The 23387-nt window shown below is 32.7% G+C and carries 26 protein-coding genes; 14 read left to right on the top strand and 12 right to left on the bottom strand.

What is annotated here, in order from left to right; genetic code table 11:
* Positions 1 to 2 precede the first annotated feature (2 nt).
* Positions 3 to 1589, top strand: coding sequence for an MDR family MFS transporter (locus DMB71_RS02455; protein WP_111363353.1), 1587 nt, complete (start codon positions 3 to 5; stop codon positions 1587 to 1589).
* Between the two features lie 160 nt (positions 1590 to 1749).
* Here DMB71_RS02455 and yaaA read toward each other — a convergent pair whose 3' ends face one another.
* The gene (gene yaaA / locus DMB71_RS02450) at positions 1750 to 2508 is read right to left on the bottom strand and encodes a peroxide stress protein YaaA (RefSeq protein ID WP_111363351.1); all 759 of its coding nucleotides are present in this window, start codon (positions 2506 to 2508) and stop codon (positions 1750 to 1752) included.
* A 476-nt stretch (positions 2509 to 2984) separates the two neighbouring features.
* On the opposite strand from yaaA, the gene DMB71_RS02445 reads away from it, so the two are divergent.
* From DMB71_RS02445 to DMB71_RS02430, 3 genes are all read left to right on the top strand, one after another.
* A complete protein-coding gene (locus tag DMB71_RS02445) occupies positions 2985 to 3359 on the top strand; it encodes a GxxExxY protein (protein WP_111363349.1) in 375 nt (124 codons plus the stop codon).
* Positions 3360 to 3373: 14 nt separating this feature from the next.
* The gene (locus DMB71_RS02440; RefSeq protein WP_162614762.1) at positions 3374 to 4804 is read left to right on the top strand and encodes a CCA tRNA nucleotidyltransferase; all 1431 of its coding nucleotides are present in this window, start codon (positions 3374 to 3376) and stop codon (positions 4802 to 4804) included.
* Between the two features lie 364 nt (positions 4805 to 5168).
* Positions 5169 to 6194, top strand: a complete 1026-nt coding sequence (locus DMB71_RS02430) for a COX15/CtaA family protein (RefSeq protein ID WP_111363345.1) — start codon at positions 5169 to 5171, stop codon at positions 6192 to 6194.
* Positions 6195 to 6459: 265 nt separating this feature from the next.
* Here the strand turns inward: DMB71_RS02430 and DMB71_RS02425 are convergent, their stop codons facing one another.
* From DMB71_RS02425 to DMB71_RS02385, 9 genes are all read right to left on the bottom strand, one after another.
* On the bottom strand, positions 6460 to 7221 hold the full coding sequence (locus DMB71_RS02425; RefSeq protein ID WP_111363343.1) for a LytR/AlgR family response regulator transcription factor: 762 nt from the start codon (positions 7219 to 7221) through the stop codon (positions 6460 to 6462).
* A 40-nt stretch (positions 7222 to 7261) separates the two neighbouring features.
* Positions 7262 to 7648 carry a 2TM domain-containing protein gene (locus DMB71_RS02420; RefSeq protein WP_111363341.1) on the bottom strand — a complete coding sequence of 129 codons (387 nt, stop codon included), beginning with the start codon at positions 7646 to 7648 and terminating at the stop codon, positions 7262 to 7264.
* Positions 7649 to 7661: 13 nt separating this feature from the next.
* Positions 7662 to 7979 (bottom strand): 2TM domain-containing protein, encoded by a 318-nt coding sequence (locus DMB71_RS02415; protein WP_111363339.1) that lies wholly within the window; start codon positions 7977 to 7979, stop codon positions 7662 to 7664.
* Positions 7970 to 8299 (bottom strand): 2TM domain-containing protein, encoded by a 330-nt coding sequence (locus DMB71_RS02410; RefSeq protein ID WP_111363337.1) that lies wholly within the window; start codon positions 8297 to 8299, stop codon positions 7970 to 7972. Before DMB71_RS02410 ends, DMB71_RS02415 begins: the two co-directional genes overlap by 10 nt.
* Positions 8280 to 8603 (bottom strand): 2TM domain-containing protein, encoded by a 324-nt coding sequence (locus tag DMB71_RS02405; protein WP_111363335.1) that lies wholly within the window; start codon positions 8601 to 8603, stop codon positions 8280 to 8282. The genes DMB71_RS02410 and DMB71_RS02405 overlap by 20 nt, the downstream gene beginning before the upstream one ends.
* Complete coding sequence (locus tag DMB71_RS02400; RefSeq protein ID WP_111363441.1) at positions 8603 to 9940, bottom strand: 2TM domain-containing protein; 1338 nt, start codon at positions 9938 to 9940, stop codon at positions 8603 to 8605. The genes DMB71_RS02405 and DMB71_RS02400 overlap by 1 nt, the downstream gene beginning before the upstream one ends.
* 20 nt (positions 9941 to 9960) lie before the next feature.
* Complete coding sequence (locus DMB71_RS02395) at positions 9961 to 10581, bottom strand: hypothetical protein (RefSeq protein WP_111363333.1); 621 nt, start codon at positions 10579 to 10581, stop codon at positions 9961 to 9963.
* A 49-nt stretch (positions 10582 to 10630) separates the two neighbouring features.
* Positions 10631 to 11038 carry a DUF2141 domain-containing protein gene (locus tag DMB71_RS02390; RefSeq protein WP_111363331.1) on the bottom strand — a complete coding sequence of 136 codons (408 nt, stop codon included), beginning with the start codon at positions 11036 to 11038 and terminating at the stop codon, positions 10631 to 10633.
* Positions 11039 to 11466: 428 nt separating this feature from the next.
* Entirely contained in the window at positions 11467 to 13632 is a 2166-nt protein-coding gene (locus tag DMB71_RS02385; protein ID WP_111363329.1) for a TonB-dependent receptor, read from the bottom strand.
* A 143-nt stretch (positions 13633 to 13775) separates the two neighbouring features.
* On the opposite strand from DMB71_RS02385, the gene DMB71_RS02380 reads away from it, so the two are divergent.
* The 10 genes from DMB71_RS02380 (at position 13776) to DMB71_RS02335 (ending at position 21844) form a co-directional block, all read left to right on the top strand.
* Positions 13776 to 14234 carry a DinB family protein gene (locus DMB71_RS02380; protein WP_111363327.1) on the top strand — a complete coding sequence of 153 codons (459 nt, stop codon included), beginning with the start codon at positions 13776 to 13778 and terminating at the stop codon, positions 14232 to 14234.
* 147 nt (positions 14235 to 14381) lie between these two features.
* The gene (locus DMB71_RS02375; protein ID WP_111363325.1) at positions 14382 to 14840 is read left to right on the top strand and encodes a YciI family protein; all 459 of its coding nucleotides are present in this window, start codon (positions 14382 to 14384) and stop codon (positions 14838 to 14840) included.
* Positions 14812 to 16347 carry a hypothetical protein gene (locus DMB71_RS02370; RefSeq protein ID WP_111363323.1) on the top strand — a complete coding sequence of 512 codons (1536 nt, stop codon included), beginning with the start codon at positions 14812 to 14814 and terminating at the stop codon, positions 16345 to 16347. The genes DMB71_RS02375 and DMB71_RS02370 overlap by 29 nt, the downstream gene beginning before the upstream one ends.
* Positions 16347 to 16922, top strand: coding sequence for a sugar O-acetyltransferase (locus tag DMB71_RS02365; protein WP_111363321.1), 576 nt, complete (start codon positions 16347 to 16349; stop codon positions 16920 to 16922). Before DMB71_RS02370 ends, DMB71_RS02365 begins: the two co-directional genes overlap by 1 nt.
* Positions 16922 to 17311: an SMU1112c/YaeR family gloxylase I-like metalloprotein gene (gene gloA2 / locus DMB71_RS02360; RefSeq protein ID WP_111363319.1), complete on the top strand. Its 390-nt coding sequence runs from the start codon at positions 16922 to 16924 to the stop codon at positions 17309 to 17311. The genes DMB71_RS02365 and gloA2 overlap by 1 nt, the downstream gene beginning before the upstream one ends.
* A gap of 186 nt (positions 17312 to 17497) precedes the next feature.
* Positions 17498 to 18829: a chloride channel protein gene (locus tag DMB71_RS02355; RefSeq protein ID WP_239452907.1), complete on the top strand. Its 1332-nt coding sequence runs from the start codon at positions 17498 to 17500 to the stop codon at positions 18827 to 18829.
* Positions 18830 to 18913: 84 nt separating this feature from the next.
* Complete coding sequence (locus tag DMB71_RS02350; protein ID WP_111363317.1) at positions 18914 to 19513, top strand: HPP family protein; 600 nt, start codon at positions 18914 to 18916, stop codon at positions 19511 to 19513.
* A 211-nt stretch (positions 19514 to 19724) separates the two neighbouring features.
* The gene (locus DMB71_RS02345; protein ID WP_111363315.1) at positions 19725 to 20267 is read left to right on the top strand and encodes an IS1096 element passenger TnpR family protein; all 543 of its coding nucleotides are present in this window, start codon (positions 19725 to 19727) and stop codon (positions 20265 to 20267) included.
* 115 nt (positions 20268 to 20382) lie between these two features.
* Entirely contained in the window at positions 20383 to 20742 is a 360-nt protein-coding gene (locus DMB71_RS02340; protein WP_111363313.1) for a four helix bundle protein, read from the top strand.
* Between the two features lie 43 nt (positions 20743 to 20785).
* Positions 20786 to 21844, top strand: a complete 1059-nt coding sequence (locus DMB71_RS02335; RefSeq protein WP_111363311.1) for a nucleoid-associated protein — start codon at positions 20786 to 20788, stop codon at positions 21842 to 21844.
* Between the two features lie 86 nt (positions 21845 to 21930).
* On the opposite strand, the gene DMB71_RS02330 is transcribed toward DMB71_RS02335, so the two are convergent.
* Both DMB71_RS02330 and DMB71_RS02325 read right to left on the bottom strand, forming a co-directional pair.
* Positions 21931 to 22512, bottom strand: coding sequence for a TetR/AcrR family transcriptional regulator (locus DMB71_RS02330; RefSeq protein WP_111363309.1), 582 nt, complete (start codon positions 22510 to 22512; stop codon positions 21931 to 21933).
* A gap of 71 nt (positions 22513 to 22583) precedes the next feature.
* Positions 22584 to 23336, bottom strand: coding sequence for an SDR family oxidoreductase (locus DMB71_RS02325; protein WP_111363307.1), 753 nt, complete (start codon positions 23334 to 23336; stop codon positions 22584 to 22586).
* Positions 23337 to 23387 lie beyond the last annotated feature (51 nt).

Here is a 23387-nt window from a genome sequence, read left to right as displayed (position 1 = left end):
AAATGGCTACAGCAGTACAAGACGACGATTTAGTAGAATACGGTTTCAGACGTGTTATCATTACGATTACAGCAGTGCTTTGTGCACTGTTGGAAATTGTTGATACGACGATTGTAAACGTAGCGCTGACGGACATGCGCGGAAGTCTTGGTGCTACCTTGACCGATGTTGCATGGGTAATTACAGCATACGCAATTGCGAATGTTATTGTAATTCCGATGACGAGCTGGCTATCGCAGCAATTTGGAAGACGTAATTATTTTGTGGCTTCCATTATAATATTTACAGTCTGTTCTTTTTTGTGTGGTAATGCCACCAATATTTGGGAACTAGTAGCTTTCCGTTTCGTACAAGGTATGGGTGGTGGAGCATTACTAGTAACAGCCCAAACGATTATTACAGAAAGTTATCCAGTAGCAAAACGAGGAATGGCACAAGCTATTTACGGAATGGGTGTAATTGTTGGTCCAACATTAGGTCCGCCTTTGGGAGGATATTTGGTAGATAATTATTCTTGGCCTTATATTTTCTATATCAATATTCCGTTAGGAATTATTGCTACTATTTTGGCTTTAACTTTTGTTAGAAGTCCGAAATATGGAGAAAAATTAAAAGCCAATCAGGTGGACTGGTGGGGAATTATATTGTTGAGTACTTTCATTGGTTCCTTACAATTCGTTTTAGAACACGGGCAACAGGATGACTGGTTTAATGATTCACTAATTGTAACTCTAAGTGTTGTTACGGTTTTAGGATTGGTTCTTTTTATTTGGAGAGAGCTTACCTATGAATATCCAATTGTAAACCTAAGTGTTCTAAAAGATGGAAATCTTAGAATAGGAACTGTAATGTGTTTTATTCTTGGTTTTGGTTTGTACGGTTCTACTTTAATTATCCCAATTTACACACAGTCTATTTTAGGATGGACAGCAACAGATGCAGGATTATTATTGATTCCGGGATCTATCACAACGGCTATTATGATGCCATTTGTGGGTAATATGATTCAGAAAGGTGTACCTCAAGGATATATGGTGGGAATAGGATTTTTGATTTTCTTCTTCTTTACTTTCATGATGTACAGCCGTATGACACCTGACACAGGAGTTGAACATATGTACTGGCCATTAATTTTGAGAGGAATTGGTTTAGGATTGCTTTTCGTTCCTATTACAACGCTTTCGCTTTCAACATTAAAAGGGAAACAAATTGGTGAAGGAGCTGCATTTACTGGAATGATGCGTCAATTAGGCGGATCTTTTGGTATCGCGATTATTACGACTTTCATCACACGTTTCAGCCAGTCGCACCGAGTAGATTTGATTAATAACCTAGATCCTGCTAAATTTGACGTACAGCAGCGTATTGCAGGAATGCAGCACGCCTTTATGGCAAAAGGATATAGTGCAGATGTCGCTTTGAAAAAAGCATATCAAGCCATAGAATATTCAGTAATGAAACAAAGTACTGTAATGGCTTATATGGATATTTTCCTTTATCTAGGAATTATGTTCTTATGTTGCATACCGATTATTCTCTTTATCAAAAAAGGGAAGAACAAAATTAGTGCAGCCGACGCAATGCATTAATGATAATAGATTTATAATACGCAGAAACGCCGAATTCATCATTTAGAATTCGGCGTTTATTTTTTTAGTCACAGTTTTCAGTGCCAGTTTTCAGTTTATAAGCTTTATGCTAAAACCCCTCTGAACCTTTGCAACTTTGAGCCTTTGTCCCTCAAAAAATCTATCTTGTAAAAACCAAGTGATTTCCTTTAGAAAGATTCGCATCAAACTGATATCCTTCATAATTAAAACCTTTTAAGTCATCTATAGTTTCAGCATTTGTATCAATAATATAACGAACCATCATACCTCTCGCCTTTTTAGCAAAGAAACTGATCATTTTTAATTTTCCGTCTTTATAATCTTTGAAGTCTGGCGTAATAACTGGAACTTTTAAAGCTTTTACATCAACCGCTGAAAAGTATTCGTTACTAGCCAAATTCACAAACAATTCTCCTTTTTTCAATTCTTTGTTTAAAGCTTTTGTCACGGTTGGTTTCCAGAATTCATGCAAGTTTTTAAATTCGCCAACCGGCATTTTAGTTCCCATTTCTAAACGATACGCCTGCATTAAATCTAATGGTTTCAAAAGTCCGTAAAGTCCAGATAAAATTCTCAATTTATCTTGCAAAACATCTAATTTTTCTAACGGAATGGTATATGCATCTAAACCTGTATAAACATCGCCATCAAAAGTATAAACTGCTGGTCGCGCATTTTCCGCAGTAAAAGGCGTTTTCCATTCTTGGTTACGTTTCCAGTTTAAATCGGCTAGTTTGTCTGAGATAGACATTAGTTCTGATAATTCAGCTGGTTTTTTAGTTTTCACTACTTTATGAACCACTCTTGCTTCTTTTAAAAATGAAGGTTCAGTATATTGAGATGTTGGTAATTCTTTTTCGAAATTCAATGATTTCGCAGGAGATATAACAATTTTCATTTGTACGTTTTTGTATGATTCAAAAATACAAATTGAATTTCTAAAAATAGATTATCGCAATTGATTTGTTCTATTGGCGTATATTTTTTTTCTGCCACGAATTCACAAATTCTTTTTTTCAAATCTGTTAACTCAATTTGTATTAATTCGTATAATTCAACACCCTTTTTTTAAAATCAATTAAAAATAATTCGTGAATTCGTGGCGGAAAATTTAGATTAATTCGAATCGTTCGCCACCACTGTTTTTTATTTTAATAAAATTCAATTGAAAAATTGTGAATTTATTCAAAAAAGTGAGTAATAGATTGTAATAGGCATTTTCTATGTTGTAAATTTGCAACCATAAAATTCCAAAAACATTTTCAATACAAAATTGAAAGTTGTATTCTAAATAATAGCCACAAATTCACGAATTAACTTTTTAAAAAATAAATTAGAAAAATTCGTGAATTCGTGGCGGAAAAAATTTAGATTATGTCAAAAATATTGTATCAGCAGGAAAGCTATCAGATAATGGGAATTTTATTTGATGTTCATAGAAATTTAGGTGGAGGATTTTCTGAAATCTTATATAAAGATGCTTTAGAATATGAATTCAAGAAAGCCAATATTCCATTTGAAAGAGAAAAAGAATATTTGGTAAATTATAAAGACATAATATTAGATCACAGATTTTATGCTGATTTTGTTTTGTTTGATCAAATTATACTTGAAATAAAATCAAGCGATTATTTACATCCAAAATACATTTCACAATGTCTTAATTATCTAAAAGTTTCCAAAAACAATTTAGCGATTTTAGCAAACTTTAATTCTACCTCACTTGAACATAAACGTATTATTTTATAAAAATTAGTGAATTCGTGGCGATACAAACAAACTATAAAACTGCTTTACAAAACAAAATCTTCGATATCATTTCGAAAGCTTCTCAGGAATTAAAAGTTGACTCTTATGTGATAGGAGGATTTGTTCGTGATTTGCTTTTAAACCGAGGTTCTAAAAAAGACATTGATGTAGTGGCTGTTGGAAGCGGCATCGAATTGGCTCTTAAAGTTTCAGATTTACTTCCGAATAAACCAAAAGTTCAAGTTTTTAAAACTTACGGAACAGCTATGCTTCGTTTTGAAGATACGGATATCGAATTTGTTGGCGCTCGAAAAGAATCTTATACTAGAGACAGCCGAAATCCGATTGTGGAAAACGGAACTTTACAAGATGATCAAAATCGTCGTGATTTTACAATCAATGCGCTGGCTCTATCCTTAAATGAAAATAATTTTGGAGATCTTTTAGATCCTTTTAACGGACTAACCGATTTAGAAAATAAAACAATAAAAACACCTTTGGATCCAGATATTACCTATTCTGATGATCCATTGCGAATGCTTCGTGCCATTCGTTTTGCGACTCAATTGAATTTTGAAATTGAGGAAAATTCATTGAATGCAATCACCAAAAATGCTGATCGCATTAAAATTATTTCTGGAGAAAGAATCGTTGATGAGTTAAACAAAATTCTCATGACCGATAAACCTTCAACAGGATTTTTACTTTTATACAAAACAGGACTTTTAGATTTAATCTTACCCGAATTAACAGCGTTGAATCAGGTGGAAGAAATTGAAGGTCATACACATAAAAACAATTTTTACCATACGCTAGAAGTTGTCGATAACATTTGCCCAAATACAGATGATGTTTGGTTACGCTGGTCGGCATTACTGCATGATATCGGAAAGGCACCAACCAAACGTTTCACTAAAAAACAAGGTTGGACTTTTCACGGACATGAATTTCTGGGCGGAAAAATGGCGAAGAAAATATTCGAACGTTTGCATATGCCTTTAAACCATAAAATGAAGTTCGTTCAGAAAATGGTTATCATGAGTTCACGTCCGATTGTTTTGGCGCAGGATATCGTGACTGACAGTGCTGTTCGTCGTTTGGTTTTTGATGCTGGTGAAGATGTAGAAAACTTAATGACATTATGTGAGGCAGATATCACAACCAAAAACCCTTCAAAATTCAAGAAATATCATAAAAATTTCGAACTCGTACGCAAGAAGATTGTTGAAGTCGAAGAACGCGATCATGTTCGTAATTTTCAGCCACCAATTACTGGTGAAGAAATTATGGAAATGTTCGACTTAAAACCTTCACGAGAAATCGGAATTTTAAAAGAAGCAGTAAAAGAAGCAATTCTTGAAGGCGATATTCCAAACGAATATCAAGCGGCTTATGATTTTGTGATTAAACGAGCTGAGAAATTAAATCTAACACCTAAGAAGTAATGGATTTTTTAGGTGGCTTTTTTTTAGTAACATTTATTTTAATAATTTTTTACTCAAATTTTATATTTTTTAAAGAGCTAAAAAAGACCGAAAAAAAACATTTTAAACATAAATTATTCTACTTACTAATATCTATTTTTTTTCCTTGCTTTATAGTTTTCATTATCGCAGCTATCCTAACTAGTCCTGCTTTAATTGAAATGTCAGATTTAAAGATTAACATTAGTAACAACATCAATAGATTGATTTTTGGAAGTTCAATATTAATAACAAGTATTTTAATAAATCTATATATAGCAAAATTCTATTTAAAAAGAATTTTAAATACCAAAAAAGAAAACGAAATCGAATTAATCGGAAAAGAATGAAAAAAGAGAATAAATCAGTAATCATTTGGTTACTATCGGGCTGTGTTTTATTGTTTTTAATGGTTGTTGTTGGCGGTATCACGCGTTTGACCAATTCAGGTTTATCTATGACCGACTGGCATTTGGTAACCGATACTTTCCCGCCTTTAACAGAAGCCAAATGGCAAGCCGCTTTTGACGAATACAAGAAATTTCCAGAATATCAGAAAATCAATATTCACAACGATTTTCAATTAGCCGATTATAAATTTATTTATTTTTGGGAATGGTTCCACCGTTTCATCGGGCGTATTATTGGTTTGGTTTTCTTTGTTCCGTTTGTTTACTTTTTAGCGAAAAAGAAATTAGATACTCCAACCATCAAAAAATGCATCGTACTTTTGGCAATGGGAGCTTTCCAAGGATTTTTAGGATGGTTTATGGTAAGAAGCGGATTAATTGACAATCCAGATGTAAGCCACTTCAGACTTTCATTACACTTAACTTTTGCTTTTATCACTTTCGCTTACACACTTTGGGTAGCGTTGGATTTGATTTATCCAGAAAGAAATATCAACAAGATTTTACCTTTAAGAAATATTGCTCGTTATGCTTTGGTCGTGTTACTAATCCAAATTATTTACGGTGGATTTGTGGCAGGTTTAAATGCGGGATTAATTCACAATCATTGGCCTTTAATGAGTGACGGAGAATTTATTCACGAATCTGTTTTTATTGAGCAGTCTTCTTTAATAAAAAACTTAATTGAAGGAAAAAGCGGTGTTCAGTTTGTTCACAGAACTTTTGCTTATGTTGTAGTGGGGATCATTCTTTTCCTTTTCTTCAAAAGCAAAAAATATACACTTACTCATACTCAATCAAACGGAATCAAAACTTTAGTTGTTTTTGTTTTCATTCAGTTCTTGCTTGGCGTTTTCACTTTATTATATAGTGTTCCTTTGGCTTTAGGATTAATTCACCAAATTATGGCGTTTTTCCTTTTAAGTGCTATGACGTATACATTGCATAGATTAAGTAAATAAATCGAAATATATTAAAACGTTAAAAAAGCTGTCTCAAAAGGGCGGCTTTTTTTATAAGCTTCAGAGAAGCGAAATATTTATAGCAAAAGATAAATCTTTACAATATAAAAAGCTCCGGAGGAGCGACATATTCTTTTAGTCTTAATATATGTCGCTCCTCCGGAGCTTATTTTATTTTGTGTATTATAATTCTATAAATATTGCACCCCGCTGGGGTTTTTACTGAATTAAAATCTGCTTATTTTCTACTTTTAAAAATATAATTTTATCCCAACCAAGCTTTAAAATCCTGCACTTTTTCTCGGCTTACAATTACCTCATCATCTTTGTAGCTCGGCAAAATAACTTTTAAGCGTGAATTAGTATACACCTGAATTTCTTTAATCGCTTTCAACGGAACAATAAATTTTCTGCTTACGCGAAAGAAATCCTTTTTATCCAGTTCTTGCTCTAAGATTTCTAAAGTCGAGTCGATCAGATAATCGCGATTGTCATAAGTATGAATGTATGTTCCTTTATTTTCGCTAAAAAAACATTCGATTTCTTCTGTAGTAATTACTTTTAAATGCTGTCCGATTTTAACTGTAAATCTCTTTTTATATGTTTTCTCAAAAGGATTTGAAAGCATTTGGCGAATCTGCTCAAAATCCAATTGCATGTTTGAGCTTTCAGCTTTTGGAAGACGCGATTTGAATTTTGAAACCGCTGTTTCCAAATCATCTTCATCAATTGGTTTTAGAAGATAATCGATACTATTTAATTTGAACGCTTTTAAAGCATATTCATCATACGCCGTAGTAAAAATGATAGCGCTTTTAATGTCTATTTTTTCAAAGATTTCAAACGATAAACCATCTGACAATTGGATATCCAGGAATATTAAATCGGGATGCGGATTATTTTTAAACCAATGAACCGATTCTTCAACGGAATGAAGCATGGTTTCTACGGTTACATCTAGCTTTTCAAGTTTTCTCTGCAACAGTCTTGCAGCTGGTTTTTCGTCTTCTATAATTAATGTGATCATTTACTATACTATGAAATTTGAAAAAAATATGAATTCAAAGTTACTCCCATTTATTTTTATTTGCGGCATCTCTTTCCATGTATTTTTGAATTTTTCTTTTCTCCCAATCTGCACCAAAAATCCAATCAGCGCCAAAAACAGATAATGCGTGACCTAACAAACCAATTCCCCAATAAAATGCAGTAGAATAAGTGTGCCATTCTGTTAAACCGCTTAAATCCATTACCAGAAGACCTGCAGATCTGTCTCGAGTCAAACTCGATACAATGATAATAATATTTACTATAATGAAAATTTTCAAATGCGAGTAAAACCTTTTAAGTCTTTTTACTCTTCTATAAGCTGCATTGTAATTTGGATCGCCTGTATACTCTCCAAAATGATGTCTTGCATAATCTTCGTACATTTCTCTTCTAAAACGTCCCATAACTATATGTTAATTATTTCCACTTATTTTTATTCTGTTTTTCCTTCTCCATAAATTCTTTGATTTTTCTTTCTTCCCATTCCTTACCCATTCCTGGAAAAACCTCAAAGACTTTTAATCCATGAAAAACAACACCAACTCCCCACCACAGCAATGGCCAGAAGAACCATAAATATTGAGGCGATGTATATAAATTGATAAAGATTAAAATGGCATTTACTAAAATGTACGCTAAAAGATTTCCATAAAATCCTTTAATGTTTTCAACTTTCTTTTTGGCTTGGATATATTTTTCCTCGTCGCTTAAATTCCTTTCCATAACTATTCCCATTTTTGTTTTTTATACTTTTTTTCTAAAATGCTTTTTAATTTTCGCTCTTCCCATTCTTGTCCAAAAATCTTATAAGAAGCAAACAAATCGATTGCTGAACCTACAATTACAGCTGTCCAAATAATTACAATCACCCAATTGATATATTTTATAGGGAAGAATTGTAATGGCAAATTGGTATATTCCTTTAAAAGGAAAATAATCAATGCAATAGTGTAAATGAACAAATGCTTATAAAAATATTTCAGCTGAATTACTTTTTTGCTGGCTAATTCTTGCAGCATTGCTTCTTCTTGATCGTTATTCAAATTTGTTTCCATGACTATTTGCTAAACGTTGCTGGTTTTCTTTTTCTAGAATTTCTCTTATTTTTTTCTCTTCCCATTTCTTATTGAAGAAAGGAGGAAGACTAAAAACTTTCAGTCCGTGTAAAACAATTGCTATTCCCCAGCCCATTACAGACCATATCCACCACAGGTATTCTGGAGAAGTCATATAATTTACAACAATCACAATCGGGTTGCATAAAACGTAGACGGTCAAATGCTCGTAAAATCCTCTTATTTCTTTTACTTTTTTCTGAGCATCATAATAACGAACTGTTTCCGTGAAATCTTTTTCCATTATTTCCACGTTTTTTGGTTGTTATCTTTTTCTAAAATCTCGCGAATTTTTCTTTCTTCCCAATCAGAGCTATATCCAAAAACTTTAAAAGCATGCATCGCAACTCCAAATCCCCAGCCTAAAGCCGAAAACCAAAACCATTGAAATCCTGGCGAAAATTTTAAATTAATGAAGATCAAAAACGGAATTACACAGCAATATGAAATTACATTTCCATAAAATCCTTTGAGTTCTTCTACTCTTTTTTTAGCTCTATAATAAGCTTTTGCTTCGTCTGTATATTCTGCACTCATTTCCATAACGGCAATTTGTTTGGTTAAAATTGGAATTCTAACAGTGAAATTCTTTCCATCTTCCTCAATCTTCACTTTTCGATCGGTTATAATTCCGTATCTGTTTACAATATTCTGCAGTCCGACACCTTGCCTATCCTGCAAAACTTCTTTTTTCTGAAGATCATTCTGAATAGCCAGATAATCTTTATCAATAAAAATTCTAATGTGAAGCGGTTTTTGTTCGCTTACCACATTATGTTTTACGGTATTCTCTAGCAAAAGCTGTAGAGAAAGCGGTACTACTTTGGCTTCTGGATTGATGTTTTCTTTTGGCAATTCGTAAAACAAACTATTTTCGAAACGCATTTTCAGCAGATTCATATAGGTTTTTGCAAATGACAATTCGTCTTCAACCGAAACCAATTCTTTGTCTTTCTGTTCTAAAACATACCGGTAAATTTTAGATAATGAAGTTGTAAAACGCTGTGCATTATCTGGATTCTCCTCTATTAAAGAACTAAGAACATTTAAACTATTAAAAAGAAAATGCGGGTCAATCTGGTTTTTTAAACTTTCGAATTTAGCATTTGCCGTACCTGCGATAATCTTTTGCTGGGTAACTTTGTTTTCCTGATAAAGTTTATAAAAATTAAGTCCGTGAAAAAACAATAGGACAATAAAGGTCATTACTGCAGATTCTATATAATTTTCTGCCCGCTCATTTGCCAGAAAACCTATAATTGTCTTGTTGTCGATTATTACGCTCGTAAACAAACGCAATACAACAATGATAATCATCGACACAAAAAATGAACTTACAAAACCTATTAATATTCTCTTTACCGAATATGGATTTTCTCTAAATACTCTATCTAAAAAATCAAAAAGAACGACGTTTACGATATACAAAACCACACTGTAAAGCATGCAGTACAAGAAATAAATATAAAGATTCTTGTTAAAGACTGCTGTTCCTAAAGAAGCAAACCGAATTAGGAAAGAGAACAAAAATACTATTCCTCCAACTAAGCATGCTTTTAACAAATTAGGTTTTAATATCATCATATTTTATAAACTACTGATTATTTACAAGTTTTTTGAATTTCTAAAGCTCTATCCAATCCCCATTTTGGAGCGTAAGGCGTAGCTGGTTTAAAAGTATTAAAAAGTTCAATAGATTTATCAACTTGCGCGCATAAAGGTTTTGTATCTACTCCTGTCCATTTTGCTCCTCCTAATTGATAATCGGCTTCTCCAAAAACTGCTCTCGGGTTATTTGGATCTAATGCTTTAGCTTTCGCGTAAGCTTCCATCACTTTACTAGAATATTTCATTCCGTTTGTCATCGGGTCAGCCACAACATATCCTGTATAAATTAAAGCCTGCATTACATACAATTCAGAATTGGTTTGGTCCTTTATCAATTCGATATCCAAGGCATCTTGCGCTTTTGTCAATAACAAATCGATTTTTGTTTTGTCTTTTTCTGTAAAAACAGCCGTTGCATTAATTAAAGCTACGTAATAATTTGGCAAATAACTGTTTTTCTCCGCAGCAGCAATTCTTTCAAACAATGCAGAAGCTTCAGTATTTTTTCCTTCTTTCCAAAGTCCGAACGCTTTATTCATTCCTTGCTCAAATTGTGTTTGAGCTGAACTTACTACTACTACCAATAATGCGACTAATGTGATGATTTTTTTCATTTTATAAGTTATTTAAGTGGTTTGTTTTTATAGATTAGTTACTTATTTATTAAAATACAATTTCAATTTTTGAATCTTTAGTGACATTAAATTTAGCATCACTATACAAAGGAGGTCCCATAAATCCTTTTGCATTGTTTGAAGCCGCGTATTCTTCTATTGGCATTCCCATTGAGTTTCTGTCAAGCTTTCCGTTGATATTTTCATCATGATAAGTTGAAATTGCATATTCTCCAGCAGGAAGGTCCTCAAAAGTTACAACCGCCTGATTATTTTTAATTTCGGAAGCCAAACTTTTATAAGTTGTTTTAAGGAAAGTTCCATCTGAATTGTATAATCCTACTTTAACAACGCCTGTATCATTTTTTAAACCTGAAACAGCAACAGTTAATTTTACATTCTGTGCAGACATTAAACTGCAGATAAATAAGATAGTTATTGTAATAATTTTGGTCATGATTTCTTTTTTTTTAAGGTTCTAAGTTACTAAGGTTCTGAGGTTCTAAGTTTTTTATTGATGATTAAAACTCTTTTTTTAAGGTTCAGAGGAACAAAGTGGCAAAGTGGCAAAGGTTTCTTTTTTTAACTTATGTAAGATTCAAAACCTTGAACCTTTGTCACTTTGTTTCTTTGTTCCTTTTAATTTACACTTCAAAAGTATGCTGGTTTTTAGTCTTTTAAAATTAAATGATACTGAGTTGTTGATTTTGGTTACTGAATTGTTTTTTTCTTGAGGTTCAAAGGTTCAGAGTTACAAAGGGACAAAGGTTTTCTTGAGATTAAGAGAAACAAAGGCTGAAAGAGGCCGGTTTATTTATATTATTTTTTTTCCATTCAACGAAAATCTCTGAACCTCTGTCCCTTGGAACCTCTGCACCTAAAAAACTACAAGTTTTTTAATTGATTCTCATTCTTATTCTGACTAATCGTCCAGAAGAAACCTACGAAGAAGAATCTGTCTGCTGTTGGAACAACGGCTTGTCTTTGATAAACACCGCTTGCATCTGGTGTTTTGGCGTAATCGTATCCGAAGATATTTTGAGTTCCTAAAACATTTGAAACTGAGAAATAAAGGATTTTTTGTGTTGTTAATAAATACGCCCAACTAAAACTTAAACTATTGTACGATTTTGTTTTTCCGTTCATAAACTGCGTCTGATTCGGATCGTTGTACGGACGACCTGAGCTGAAACTGTTTGTTAAACTAACCTGAGATTTCCAATCTGTAATAAAATATTTTGCTACGACAGATAAATTATGATTGGCAATAAAACTTGGAGTTGCCATGTATGGAAAGTTTTTATACTGCCTTTCTGAATCGATATATGAATATGAAATCCAATATTCTAAGTTTTTGTGCAAATTGCTGTCTCTCCAAAATAAATCCAATCCTTTTGCATAACCAGATCCATTATTATTGAAAACCGAATTGTATTGAATATCTCTCGTATTGTACTGCACCAAATTGCTATAATCTTTGTAATAAGCCTCAGCTCTAAGCGTTTGTCCAGGTCTTGTAAACGTATAATTTAAAATATAATGACTTGCTTTTTCGCTCTCAAACTGATGGTATTTAGAAAACTTAATATAATCTACAACTGGCGTTTGAGAATAATCTCCGTAAGCAAAAGAGAACTGGCTGCTTTTTGAAGCTTTGTATCCTAATGAAGCTCTTGGTGCTATATTGTTTTCGTTTAACAGACTGTTGTTTGAATATCTTAAACCAACCTTCAATGCTAATTTTTTAGAAAACATAATATCTCCTTCAACATAAGATGCAAAGATGTTTGAATCGTATCCGTTTGTAACATCAAGCGTAATATGATCTGCTACATTTTCATCGTATTTTGTAATGAAATAATCGGATCCGAAAGACAACTTAAAATAGTTTGAAAACTTCTTGCTAAACTTCAATTTCAGCTGAGCTGCGTTTTCCTGGCTATCGATTCCTGTAATATCATATTTCAGTTTGTTTTTACTGTAACCGTAACTAACTCCAGAAGTTAACTGCCACCCCGTTCCGAAACTTCCTTTATAAGATGAATTCAAATAAAAGTTATTGTTGTTCATATCAGTTCGAATCGGATTCTCGAAATTGATGTTTTTTTGATTCAAATCAAATTTTTCAGAATCAAAAGAAGCATACAACTTAAATATTCCGTTTGTGAAATTATATCTGTAAACTGTCTCTCCCCCAAGTGATTGATACGGATTATTCCAATCTACGTTTTGTGGAATAACAGCTTGGTAAGGAGCCAAATTGATGTAAGCCATATTTACGCTTAAAGAGCTTTTTTTGAATTTCTGAGTATTTCCTAAACTCAAACCAACCGTCATTAATCCGATATCTGTTTTTTCATGATCTTCTTCATCCTGTGTATTTAAAAGCAAAACACTTGATAAAGCTTCGCCATATTCTGCAGAATAACCTCCAGTAGAAAATGCGATTCCGCTAAACAAGAAAGGAGAAAAACGGCTTCTAGTTGGCAAATTATTGGTTGTTGCACCGTAAGGCTGCGCGACACGAATTCCGTCAACAAAAGTTTGTGTTTCGCTTGCTTCTCCCCCACGCACAAACAAACGCCCGTCTTCACCAACCGTTTGCGTTCCTGGCAAAGTCTGCAATGCTGCCACAATATTTCCGGCAGAACCTGCTGTGGTAACAATATCTAAAGGTTTTAAAACTGAAACTCTCGCCTTATCTCCAGATTCTAAAGTTCCCGCTGTAATAACAACAGCATCTAGAGCATTAACATTTTCTCTTAATTTTACCGTTTGATCTTTATAATTCGCAACATCAATTTCTTGCTTGTAAGTTTCGAAAAGTAAAAAGCTTACTACTAAAAATTTATTTCCAGTTTCTGTAGTTTCAAAAGAAAAATCTCCAGTTTCAGAGCTTGTTGCTCCGTCGTAAGTTCCGTCAATATAAATATTTGCACCTGCAACTGGTTTTCCTTTTTGATCTACCACTTTTCCTGAAATAGTATTTTGAGCAAAAATTAAAGCTGTAAAAAATAAAAAGCTAATCGTAAAAAATAATCTGGTTTTCATGTCCTCTTTGGTTTTTGATGAAGCAAATGTATTTTAACAATTCATGTTAAAAAATATATAATAACCCAATTGTAGATTTTCGAGGATGAGTTGTAAAATACTAATTTGTATCTTAGCTAACGTGTTTCTAAAAACTATTAACTATGTCAGAAAGTAAAAGAGTTTCAAATTTGTATCAATCCATTTATAATGGAAATCCATGGCTTGAAGTGACCTTAGCAGATACTTTAAAAGATGTTACTGCGGCTCAGGCTTATAAGAAAATCAATCCTAACTTAAACACGATTTGGGAAATTGTCAATCACCTAATACAATGGAGAAGAAACATACTTAAACGTGTTAAAGGAGAAATAATAACAACTCCCGATCATAATTATTTTGTGCCTATTATAGATTCATCTGAACCCGCTTGGGAACAATCACTGCAAAATCTGGCAAAATCTCAGGAATTATGGAGTGCTTGCCTGAATGATTTTAATGATGAAGATTTTGAGAAAATTGATCTAAACAATAATCATAATTTTTATGAAGATATTCACGGAATCATTCAGCATGACGTTTATCATTTGGGACAGATTGTTATTTTGAAGAAATTGCTTTAAAGCGTCGTTTATGTCATTTCGACGAAGGAGAAATCGCACACGGGATTCCATATAGATTGGATAATTTGCTTTGTGGAATTTCTAGTGCGATTTCTCGTTCCTCGAAATGACAAAAATTGAGGCTAATCTTTAAATTTAAAATATCAGATGAAAAAATCCTTACTTATTCTAGCGTTATTACTATTCAGCACTATCGGCTTTTCACAGGAAACTGAAGTCAAATATGATGAAGCTCTAGCCAAATCTCTCCATGCCGATGAATACGGAATGAAGAAATATGTTTTCTGTCTTTTAAAATCTGGAAGTAATACAACCGCTTCTAAAGAAGAAAGCAAAAAACTTTTTGAAGGTCATATGGCGAATATTGGAAAATTGGCCAAAGAAGGAAAATTGGTTGTAGCCGGACCTTTCATGAAAAATGACAGAAATTATCGCGGCATTTTTATTTTTAATGTCGAAACGATTGAAGAAGCCAAAACTTTTATTGCAACTGATCCCGCAATAAAAGCTAATTTACTCGAAGCCGAATTAACGCCTTGGTATTGCACAGCATCTTTGCAGGAGATCCCAAAATTGCATGAAAAAATTGCCAAGACGAAAATGTAAAATATTTCTCTTTTGTTTTATGAATAAATCAATTTTAAGAATTTCATTTTTTACAATCTGCCTTGTCATATTATCTTCGGCTGGAAATTGCTATGGAAGAAGCATTTATATTGAGCCTGAAATTTCCGCAAAAACAAATCAAATTGTAAAAAAAATAGAAAATATTAATGTTTTAATGAGTTCTGCTGTTTTTGCTTCTGGAACGCGTCCAAAACAATATGATAACTTTGAAGAATTAAAAAAAAGTGCTTCTAAAGAGGAATTAAAAATACTTACTAAACATACAAATGGGGTTGTAAGGTGTTATTCTTTCTGGGCATTATTATATCATCCTGAAACCGATTTATTTTCGATCGTAAAAGAACATTTAAATGATGATACAATTGTTCAAACACAATTTGGATGCGAATCATCAGAACAAAAAGTTGGAGATTTTTTCATCAATCTTGTTACACCAAATTACGTAGATGATGAAATCAAAAAGTTAGACGAAAAGGAATTTAAAATTGTAGACAGTCTTTTAGTTTACGAAGAGAATAATCTTGATTCAAGGTTTAAAGCTATTGAAAGTGCAGAAATAACTAAAGAATTATATCCAAAAGTTAGAGAATTGGTAACTAAATATAATAACCAAAGTGCTTTAGTAACTCTTGCAAAATATAAAAATGAAAATGATATTGAACTTATTTTAAATAATAAGGACTATAATTATGGAAATTTTTACACCTATAAAGCAATACAAAATTTTCCAGATTTAAGATTTCAACAATTCTTAGAGAACAATCTTAATTCTACCTTCAATGATACTCATTATGATAACGAATGGAAAGAATTATATATCGCAATTGCAACCTACAAAAATCAAAAAGCATTAGAATTATTGAGTTATCCATTCACGAAAGTTAAACATCCAAACATAAAAAAATATCATATAAACTTTGTTTATGATGCAATCCTATTGAACAAATTCAATCTTTATGATAATTTACTATGGAAAATTTGGGAAGAAGAAAATGTTCTTACCCTTGATGGTTTCAAATATCTTTTGAAAATTGATCCATTAAGGACCTACCAATTAAGTAAAAGAACGTTAATCCCAAATTATGTCCTTGAGAATCAAATATCACTTCCTGTCATTAGTAATGACAATATATTTGGAGAAAACTTAGATGAAACAATCTTAAATTTCATTTTAATAAATGATAAAAATCAAGCTTATGAGATAATTACACATAAAATTTTAGAAGCTAAGGTTATTGAGTTTGAAATGTATTGTAATAAAGTTCTAGAACTTAAAGATTCTTATTTTGTGGAGCCCCTTTTTAAAAGATTAAAAATTGAAGACAATGCATATGTATATACACAAATTGTCATGACGTTAATTTCATTCAAGGATGAATCTATCAATAAAAGAATATTGGAAACAAGAAAACAGAATAAAAACATGAATAAAAATTGGGGAAGCGATTATTTAGATAAAATCCTCAAAAAGAACAATCTCAAATAGTGAAAACCGAAAAAGAAAAAATGATCTCTGGTGAATATTATAACGCCTTTGATCCCGAATTAATTAAAGGCCGTCGCGCCGCAAAGAATCTTTTGCACAGCTTAAATGTAAAAGAATACCGAGTTACCAAAAAAGCAAAAGAGATTTTAAAAGAATTAATTCCAAACGCTCGAGCTGGATTTTATATTGAACCTCCTTTTCATTGTGATTACGGATACAATATTTTTGCTGGCGAAAATGTTTATTTTAACGTGAATTGTGTTGTTTTAGACTGCGCACCTGTAAATATCGGATCGAATGTATTTATTGCACCAAATGTTCAGATTTATACTGCTTCTCATCCGCTAGATGCTGAATTAAGAAAAACATTAGAAAATGCATATCCTGTTACCATTGGAGACGATTGTTGGATTGGCGGAAACTCTGTTATCTGCCCTGGCGTAACCATTGGAAAAGGCTGTGTTATTGGTGCTGGATCTGTTGTTACAAAAGATATTCCAGACAATTCGCTTGCTGTTGGAAATCCAGCGAAAGTTATTCGAAAATTAAATCAAGAACCTCAACCCAAAAAATAATGCTTACCCTTAACAAAGTCCATCATATTGCCATTTTATGTTCCGATTACGAAAAATCGAAATATTTCTATACTCAGATTTTAGGTTTAACCATAATTAGAGAAATCTATCGTGAAGAACGCCAATCGTATAAATTGGATTTGGCTTTGAATGGTTCTTATGTGGTTGAATTATTCTCATTCCCGAATCCGCCGCAAAGACCTTCAAGACCTGAAGCGGTTGGATTGCGTCATTTAGCTTTTGAAGTTATTAATCTGGAAGAAACTATTGCCTTTTTAACTTCAAAAAACATAGAATCTGAACCGATAAGAATTGATGAGACTACAGAAAAACGTTTCACTTTTATTGCAGATCCAGATTTATTGCCGATTGAGTTTTACGAAAGATAAATTAAGTTATTTTTTAATCTCGCAAAGTCGCAGAGTCGCAAAGAATTTACTTAAAAAACTTTGCGACTCTGCGACTTTTCGAGCAATTTCTCTTCACTTTGCCAAGCAAAACACACGACAGAATTTTCCTGTTTATACCTATTTTAACACACTAAATTAAAGATTTCCTATAAAAAACCGAATTTGATGCTTAATTTTGTGATCCGCAGAAAAAAATGTGATTTCAAATTCAAAGTGATGAACAAAACGGCGCAAATCAAAAAAAACCATCAATTAATCAAACTCCGAAAATTAGTTATTGTTTCTATCTTAATTGGCTTTCTTTCTGCCTTTCTCGGAATTTCACTAAAAAAAATAACCGAATATTACGAAGAAATCTTCTTTCACGAAGTATCTGTCCATCCCATATTTTACATCATATTTCCTGTTTTCGGTTTGTCGGTAATTTATTTTTTAAGGCAATACCTTTTTAAGAAAAAAGAAAACAAAGGAATCAAAGAAGTTTTTGAAAGTACGGCTTCAAAATCTAAAAACCTTCCTTCATACAAAATTCCATCTCACTTCATAAACGGATTATTAACGGTTATTTTTGGAGGTTCAACAGGAATCGAAGTCTCTACAGTTGTAGCTACAGCAACTATTGGTTCTGTAGCGCACGAAAAAGAAAATGTTTTCCGTCAATACAAAACAGAACTAATCTGTGCAGGAGTTGCGGCGGGCGTTACAGCACTTTTCAGCAGTCCGATTGCGGGAGTTTTATTTGCTTTCGAAGTAATTTCCAGAAAAGTAACGCGAGCATTTGTCATTTCCAATTTAATTGCCGTTTCTATCGCATTTGGTTTGTTAACCATTTTAAAAGAAGAGCCACTGTTTGCGGTTTCAATTACGACATGGAATTTAAAGGCAATTCCGTACTTTATTCTTTTAGGAATTTTAGCCGGAATGAATTCGGTTTACTTAACTCGCTGTGTTTTATTTTTCAAATCTCAATTTGGAAAAATCGATACACATTATTATAAAATCATTTTAGGATCTGCTGTTTTAAGCATTTCATTATTCTTTTTCCCTCAATTGTACGGAGAAGGTTATCACGCCATTAAAGGGATTTTTGGAAATGCACATCAAGCGCAATTGACCATTACTTTAGCGTTGACTTTTATTGGTATTTTAATACTAAAACCAATTGTAACTTCAATCACATTGGCTTCTGGCGGTGACGGCGGTGTTTTTGCACCAAGTTTATTTATTGGAGCATTTTTAGGATTATTACTGGCTTCTATCCTAAACAGCTTTTTCCATGTAAATGTGATTCCGATTAACTTTATGATTATTGGAATGGCAGCTGTTTTAAGTGCCAGTATTCATGCGCCTTTCACAGCGATTTTCTTAGTTTGCGGCTTAACAAACGATTACACTTTATTTTTCCCGATTCTTGCAGTTTGCTTGATTTCAAAATATACAGCCAAAACCATTTATCCGTACACCGTTTACAGTTATTCTCCAAGTTTAGCTAAATAACTTCAGACTAGTATGATCTGAAGATTAAGAACATACAGCAAAGTATATTTAAAAACATAACGAGTAAAATATAATACCACAATAATGCCAACAGAAAAAATAAAAAGAAGCTATCGCAAAACACGTTACATTCTTTACAAGGAAACTTTAATTGATTATAAAGAGCATTTTTGGTCTTTTTTAGGTTCATTTGTCGGAATTGGAATTCTTGCCTATCTTGAATCTTCACAATTTACAGGAAGTGATGTCGTCTATTTAATTGGCTCTTTTGGTGCGTCGAGTGTTTTGATTTATGGAATCATACAAAGTCCGTTTTCGCAACCACGAAATTTAATTGGAGGTCATCTTATTTCTGCTTTTATAGGCGTTACGGTAAATAAACTCGTACCTGATATTGTTTGGATTTCTGCTCCACTTGCTGTTTCTCTTTCCATTATTTTCATGCAAATTACAAAAACACTGCATCCGCCAGGAGGGGCGACAGCGCTAATTGCAGTTACAGGTTCAGCACAAATAAAAGGTTTAGGCTATATGTATGTAATTTCACCAGTTCTAGTTGGTGTTTTAATTTTATTTGTAATCGCTTTGATTTTTAATAATATTACTTCAAGCAGAACTTACCCAAGTCACAGTACTTATCATAAACATTATCATAAAATTAGAAAAAGATTGGCGAGAAAGTAGTTTTCGTTCTTCTCCTGCAAGGTTTTCAAAACCTTGTAGGTATAAACTTCAGCATTAATAAGACCTACGAGGTTTTGAAAACCTATCAGGATTGCAAAACAAGTAAATTACAGAAAAACAAAAGATTAAAATCTTTTCAACAAATCGCAATTCGAGATTCGAATTTCGTTTTTTATATTTTACCTTTGACCTCTCAATAAAAACAAAGATTATGGTTTATAAATTTAGAGTTATTCTAGACGCCGAAGAAGATATTTTTAGAGACATTGCAATTCTTGAGGAAGATACTCTTGAGGATTTACACAATGCAATCTTCAATGCTTTTGGCTTTGACGGATCAGAAGTGGCTTCATTTTATACTTGTGATGACACATGGAATCAAGAAGATGAAATTCCGCTTTTTGATACAGGAGATGTTCCTGGCGAAATGAGAACCATGAACGATTATCCGTTATCTAGTATTTTAGATAAAGAAAATACAAAGATTATCTACGTTTACGATTTCATCAGCATGTGGACTTTCTTAGTTGAATTAGCAGCTATCGAAGATGAAACTGTTGGAGCAACTTACCCAGAAACTCTATTCTCTCACGGTGAAATGCCAGACGAAGCTCTTGAAAAAAACTTCGAAGCCGATGACATGCACGACGATATCTACGGAGAATTTGAAGACGACCTAGACGAAGACGATCTTGACATGTTTGAAGGTGATGACAGCTTCGAAGATTATGGATTTGAAGAGAATTGGAATTAATTTTTGAGGTTCAAAGAGGCATAGGTACAAAGGTTCAGAGGTTTTCTTAAAATCTGATGATTTTAAAAATGTAATATTTTTCTTTATTTTTATATTTTAATTCTTAAAATATAAAATGAAAACTTTTCGCAACCTTTTAATCTGGCAAAAATCTATGAATCTGGTAACTGAGATTTACCAATTAACAAATTCATTCCCAAAAGAAGAAATTTATGGTCTATCTTCACAAATTAGAAGATGTTCCATTTCAATACCGAGTAATATTGCTGAAGGTTATGGAAGAGATGGAAATAGTGATTATTTGAGATTTCTAAATATTTCAATTTCATCACTATTTGAAATGCACACACAACTCGAAATTTCATTCAATTTAAAATATATAACGGAGAACCAATTCAATAAAATTAATGGAGAAAGCAGAGAATTGGAACGAATGTTAAGTGCTTTTATTCGCAGAATAAAAGACAGAAAATAACCTTTGTCCCTTTGAACCTTTGCTACTCTGAACCTATACACAAATGATAAATCTTTTCAATACCCACATCGACACGCTGTCAATACACCGTGTAGGAAACAAAAGCCGCAACGAAGCGATTTTTTTATCGGAGCAGCCGTTTAATTTAAATGACGAAATTGTTCCTTTGATAAAAGAATTCTTTTTTAAGCCTTTTAGAGAAAAGGAAGAAAACTATTATCAGTTTGCACACGAAGTGGACTTGGATTACAACGACATGTTTAAATATGCAACTGAGATTTTTGCTAATCCGTCAAATGTTCATGAGGTTTCTAAAAGCATCACAAAACATTTATTTGAGCAGTCAAATCACCCGCATATTAAAAATGGAGAGGTTTACGTAACGTATTTAACCAACTTAAGCATTGATAATAATGTAGTTGATGCAATTGGTATTTTTAAAAGTGAGTTACAAGCAGACTTTTTACAGTTTGAAGAAAACGGAAGTAACCTTGAAATGATTTTACAGCAAGGAATCAACTTAAGTAAATTGGATAAAGGATGTTTGATTTTCAACTATAAAAAAGAAGAAGGATACAAAATCCTGACTGTAGACAGCAACCGTTACGATGCGCGTTACTGGTTAGAGCACTTTTTATCTGTTGATGCTTTTGAGGATGAAAATTTCATCACTAAAAAATATTTAAAATTCTGTCAAAACTTCGCCAAAGACGTTGTTTTGCCAGCAGAAGACAAGAAAGAGGAAGTAATGTTTATGAACCGATCTGTGAATTATTTCGCTAAAAATGATCAGTTTGAAGAGCAGAATTTCTTGAATGAAGTATTAGACAATCCTGATTTGATTCCTGAATTTAAAAATTATAAAGTTGATAAAGGAGAAAAATACAGCATCGAAGATGTAACCTCATTCCCTATCGCCAACGCAGCAGTTTCTGACGCTAGAAAATCGATTAAAAACGTAATTAATTTGGATACACACATTCAGATTAAAATGGATTTCATCAATCCAGAAAGTGCAGAAAAATTTGTTGAAAAAGGCTGGGATGAAGAAAAACAAATGTATTACTACTTAGTTTACTTCAACAAAGAAGAGAAAAGCTAAGAAGTTTTCATTTTCTATTACTTACTTATTAATACAAAAAACGGCGGTTACAAATGTAATCGCCGTTTTTTATTGCAACTGATTTTCTAGAATAAAGCGAAAATCGATTTCAAAATATCATCGTAAACTTGTTTGTCTCGCTCGCCTGTTCTAGCTAAAACACGGATTCCTGAATAATTATTAAAGATAAAACGAGCTAAAGATCGAGCTTCTTGTTTGTCAGAAATTTGGCCTAACTCCTGCCCTTTTTTTATGGCTTTACAAAAAATATCTTCAACCGTTTTCTGATTATCGTGAACAATTTTTGCAATTTCAGGATCGTGCATCGCCAATTCAACCGATGAATTTACCATAAAACAGCCTTTTGTAATTCGATCCTGAAGACTTTCTACAACTGCCTGTTTAAAAATATCAGTAAAAGCCGTTTTTATATTTGGCGCACTTTCAAGAAGTTCTATTAGAATATCGTGATTTTGCTTTTGATATCTTTTTAACGACTTTACAAATAGCTTTTGCTTATCGCCAAAAGTATCATACAAGCTAGAACGACTCAATCCTAAATGATTTACCAAATCCTGAGCCGAAGTTCCGTTATAACCTTTGTGCCAAAAAATCTCGATTGCTTTATCTAAAGCCTGATCTTCATTAAATTCTTTCGTTCTAGCCATGACATTCAAATTAAAATCCTTTACAAAGATATAAAAATACGGAACAATCGTTCCTGAATTATTTAAAAAAATTATAGCACGCTATTTACGATAAGTCCACCATCAACCACAATTTCAGATCCAGTAATAAACGAAGCATCGTCTGAAGCTAAGAAACTAACTGTTTTTGCAACTTCCGCAGATTGTCCAAAACGTTTTAATAAAATCTTTTCGCCTAAAGCTGATCCTAAACCTTCTACTTCTTCTTTTTCTAAACCAACTTTTCCGTACAAAGGTGTTTCAATCGGACCAGGAGAAACTGCGTTTACTCTAATTTTTCTTGAGGCCAATTCTACAGCAAAAACTTTATTTAAAGATAATACAGCAGCTTTACTTGCGGCATAAACGCTAGAATTTGGCATTCCGACATGAGCATTTACAGAAGTATTAAAGATAATTGAACCACCATCATTTAAAATAGGAAGCACTTTTTGAACGGTGAAATAAACTCCTTTTACATTGACATTCATAATACTATCGTAATGATCTTCTGAAGCAGAATCTACTGGCGCAAAAGCTGCAATTCCTGCATTTAAAAATAAAATATCTACTTTTCCGAATTTTGTTTTTACTTCTTCAACTAAATTATCGATTGATTTTAAATCAGATTGATCAGCCACAATTCCTGTAACATTCAATTCTTTTTCGGCTTTTGCCAAAGCTTCTTTATTTCTTCCTGTTACAATTACTTTTGCTCCTTTTGCGGCTAAATCTGCTGCTGCTGCGTATCCAATTCCGCTGTTTCCACCTGTCACGATTGCTACTTTGTTTTCTAAATTTTTCATTTTATTTGTTTTTAAGTTATTGATTATTCAATTATTATGATACAAAGATAT

The sequence above is a fragment of the Flavobacterium tistrianum genome (genome assembly GCF_003254545.1).
Taxonomy (GTDB): domain Bacteria; phylum Bacteroidota; class Bacteroidia; order Flavobacteriales; family Flavobacteriaceae; genus Flavobacterium; species Flavobacterium tistrianum.
The sequence above is the reverse complement of the archived record's forward strand: the minus strand, read 5'-3'. Positions and strand labels throughout refer to the sequence as shown.

Bases quoted from the DNA above. Each gene is read 5' to 3' on its own strand.
- DMB71_RS02395 (WP_111363333.1), bottom strand. From the start codon at position 10,581: ATGAAAAAAATCATCACATTAGTCGCATTATTGGTAGTAGTAGTAAGT.
- DMB71_RS02400 (WP_111363441.1), bottom strand. From the start codon at position 9,940: ATGATATTAAAACCTAATTTGTTAAAAGCATGCTTAGTTGGAGGAATA.
- DMB71_RS02345 (WP_111363315.1), top strand. From the start codon at position 19,725: ATGGTTTATAAATTTAGAGTTATTCTAGACGCCGAAGAAGATATTTTT.
- DMB71_RS02410 (WP_111363337.1), bottom strand. From the start codon at position 8,299: ATGGAAACAAATTTGAATAACGATCAAGAAGAAGCAATGCTGCAAGAA.
- DMB71_RS02385 (WP_111363329.1), bottom strand. From the start codon at position 13,632: ATGAAAACCAGATTATTTTTTACGATTAGCTTTTTATTTTTTACAGCT.
- DMB71_RS02455 (WP_111363353.1), top strand. From the start codon at position 3: ATGGCTACAGCAGTACAAGACGACGATTTAGTAGAATACGGTTTCAGA.
- DMB71_RS02420 (WP_111363341.1), bottom strand. From the start codon at position 7,648: ATGGGACGTTTTAGAAGAGAAATGTACGAAGATTATGCAAGACATCAT.
- DMB71_RS02325 (WP_111363307.1), bottom strand. From the start codon at position 23,336: ATGAAAAATTTAGAAAACAAAGTAGCAATCGTGACAGGTGGAAACAGC.
- yaaA (WP_111363351.1), bottom strand. From the start codon at position 2,508: ATGAAAATTGTTATATCTCCTGCGAAATCATTGAATTTCGAAAAAGAA.
- DMB71_RS02390 (WP_111363331.1), bottom strand. From the start codon at position 11,038: ATGACCAAAATTATTACAATAACTATCTTATTTATCTGCAGTTTAATG.
- DMB71_RS02380 (WP_111363327.1), top strand. From the start codon at position 13,776: ATGTCAGAAAGTAAAAGAGTTTCAAATTTGTATCAATCCATTTATAAT.
- DMB71_RS02335 (WP_111363311.1), top strand. From the start codon at position 20,786: ATGATAAATCTTTTCAATACCCACATCGACACGCTGTCAATACACCGT.
- gloA2 (WP_111363319.1), top strand. From the start codon at position 16,922: ATGCTTACCCTTAACAAAGTCCATCATATTGCCATTTTATGTTCCGAT.
- DMB71_RS02415 (WP_111363339.1), bottom strand. From the start codon at position 7,979: ATGGGAATAGTTATGGAAAGGAATTTAAGCGACGAGGAAAAATATATC.
- DMB71_RS02340 (WP_111363313.1), top strand. From the start codon at position 20,383: ATGAAAACTTTTCGCAACCTTTTAATCTGGCAAAAATCTATGAATCTG.
- DMB71_RS02430 (WP_111363345.1), top strand. From the start codon at position 5,169: ATGAAAAAAGAGAATAAATCAGTAATCATTTGGTTACTATCGGGCTGT.
- DMB71_RS02375 (WP_111363325.1), top strand. From the start codon at position 14,382: ATGAAAAAATCCTTACTTATTCTAGCGTTATTACTATTCAGCACTATC.
- DMB71_RS02350 (WP_111363317.1), top strand. From the start codon at position 18,914: ATGCCAACAGAAAAAATAAAAAGAAGCTATCGCAAAACACGTTACATT.
- DMB71_RS02330 (WP_111363309.1), bottom strand. From the start codon at position 22,512: ATGGCTAGAACGAAAGAATTTAATGAAGATCAGGCTTTAGATAAAGCA.
- DMB71_RS02445 (WP_111363349.1), top strand. From the start codon at position 2,985: ATGTCAAAAATATTGTATCAGCAGGAAAGCTATCAGATAATGGGAATT.
- DMB71_RS02355 (WP_239452907.1), top strand. From the start codon at position 17,498: ATGCTTAATTTTGTGATCCGCAGAAAAAAATGTGATTTCAAATTCAAA.
- DMB71_RS02425 (WP_111363343.1), bottom strand. From the start codon at position 7,221: ATGATCACATTAATTATAGAAGACGAAAAACCAGCTGCAAGACTGTTG.
- DMB71_RS02370 (WP_111363323.1), top strand. From the start codon at position 14,812: ATGAAAAAATTGCCAAGACGAAAATGTAAAATATTTCTCTTTTGTTTT.
- DMB71_RS02405 (WP_111363335.1), bottom strand. From the start codon at position 8,603: ATGGAAAAAGATTTCACGGAAACAGTTCGTTATTATGATGCTCAGAAA.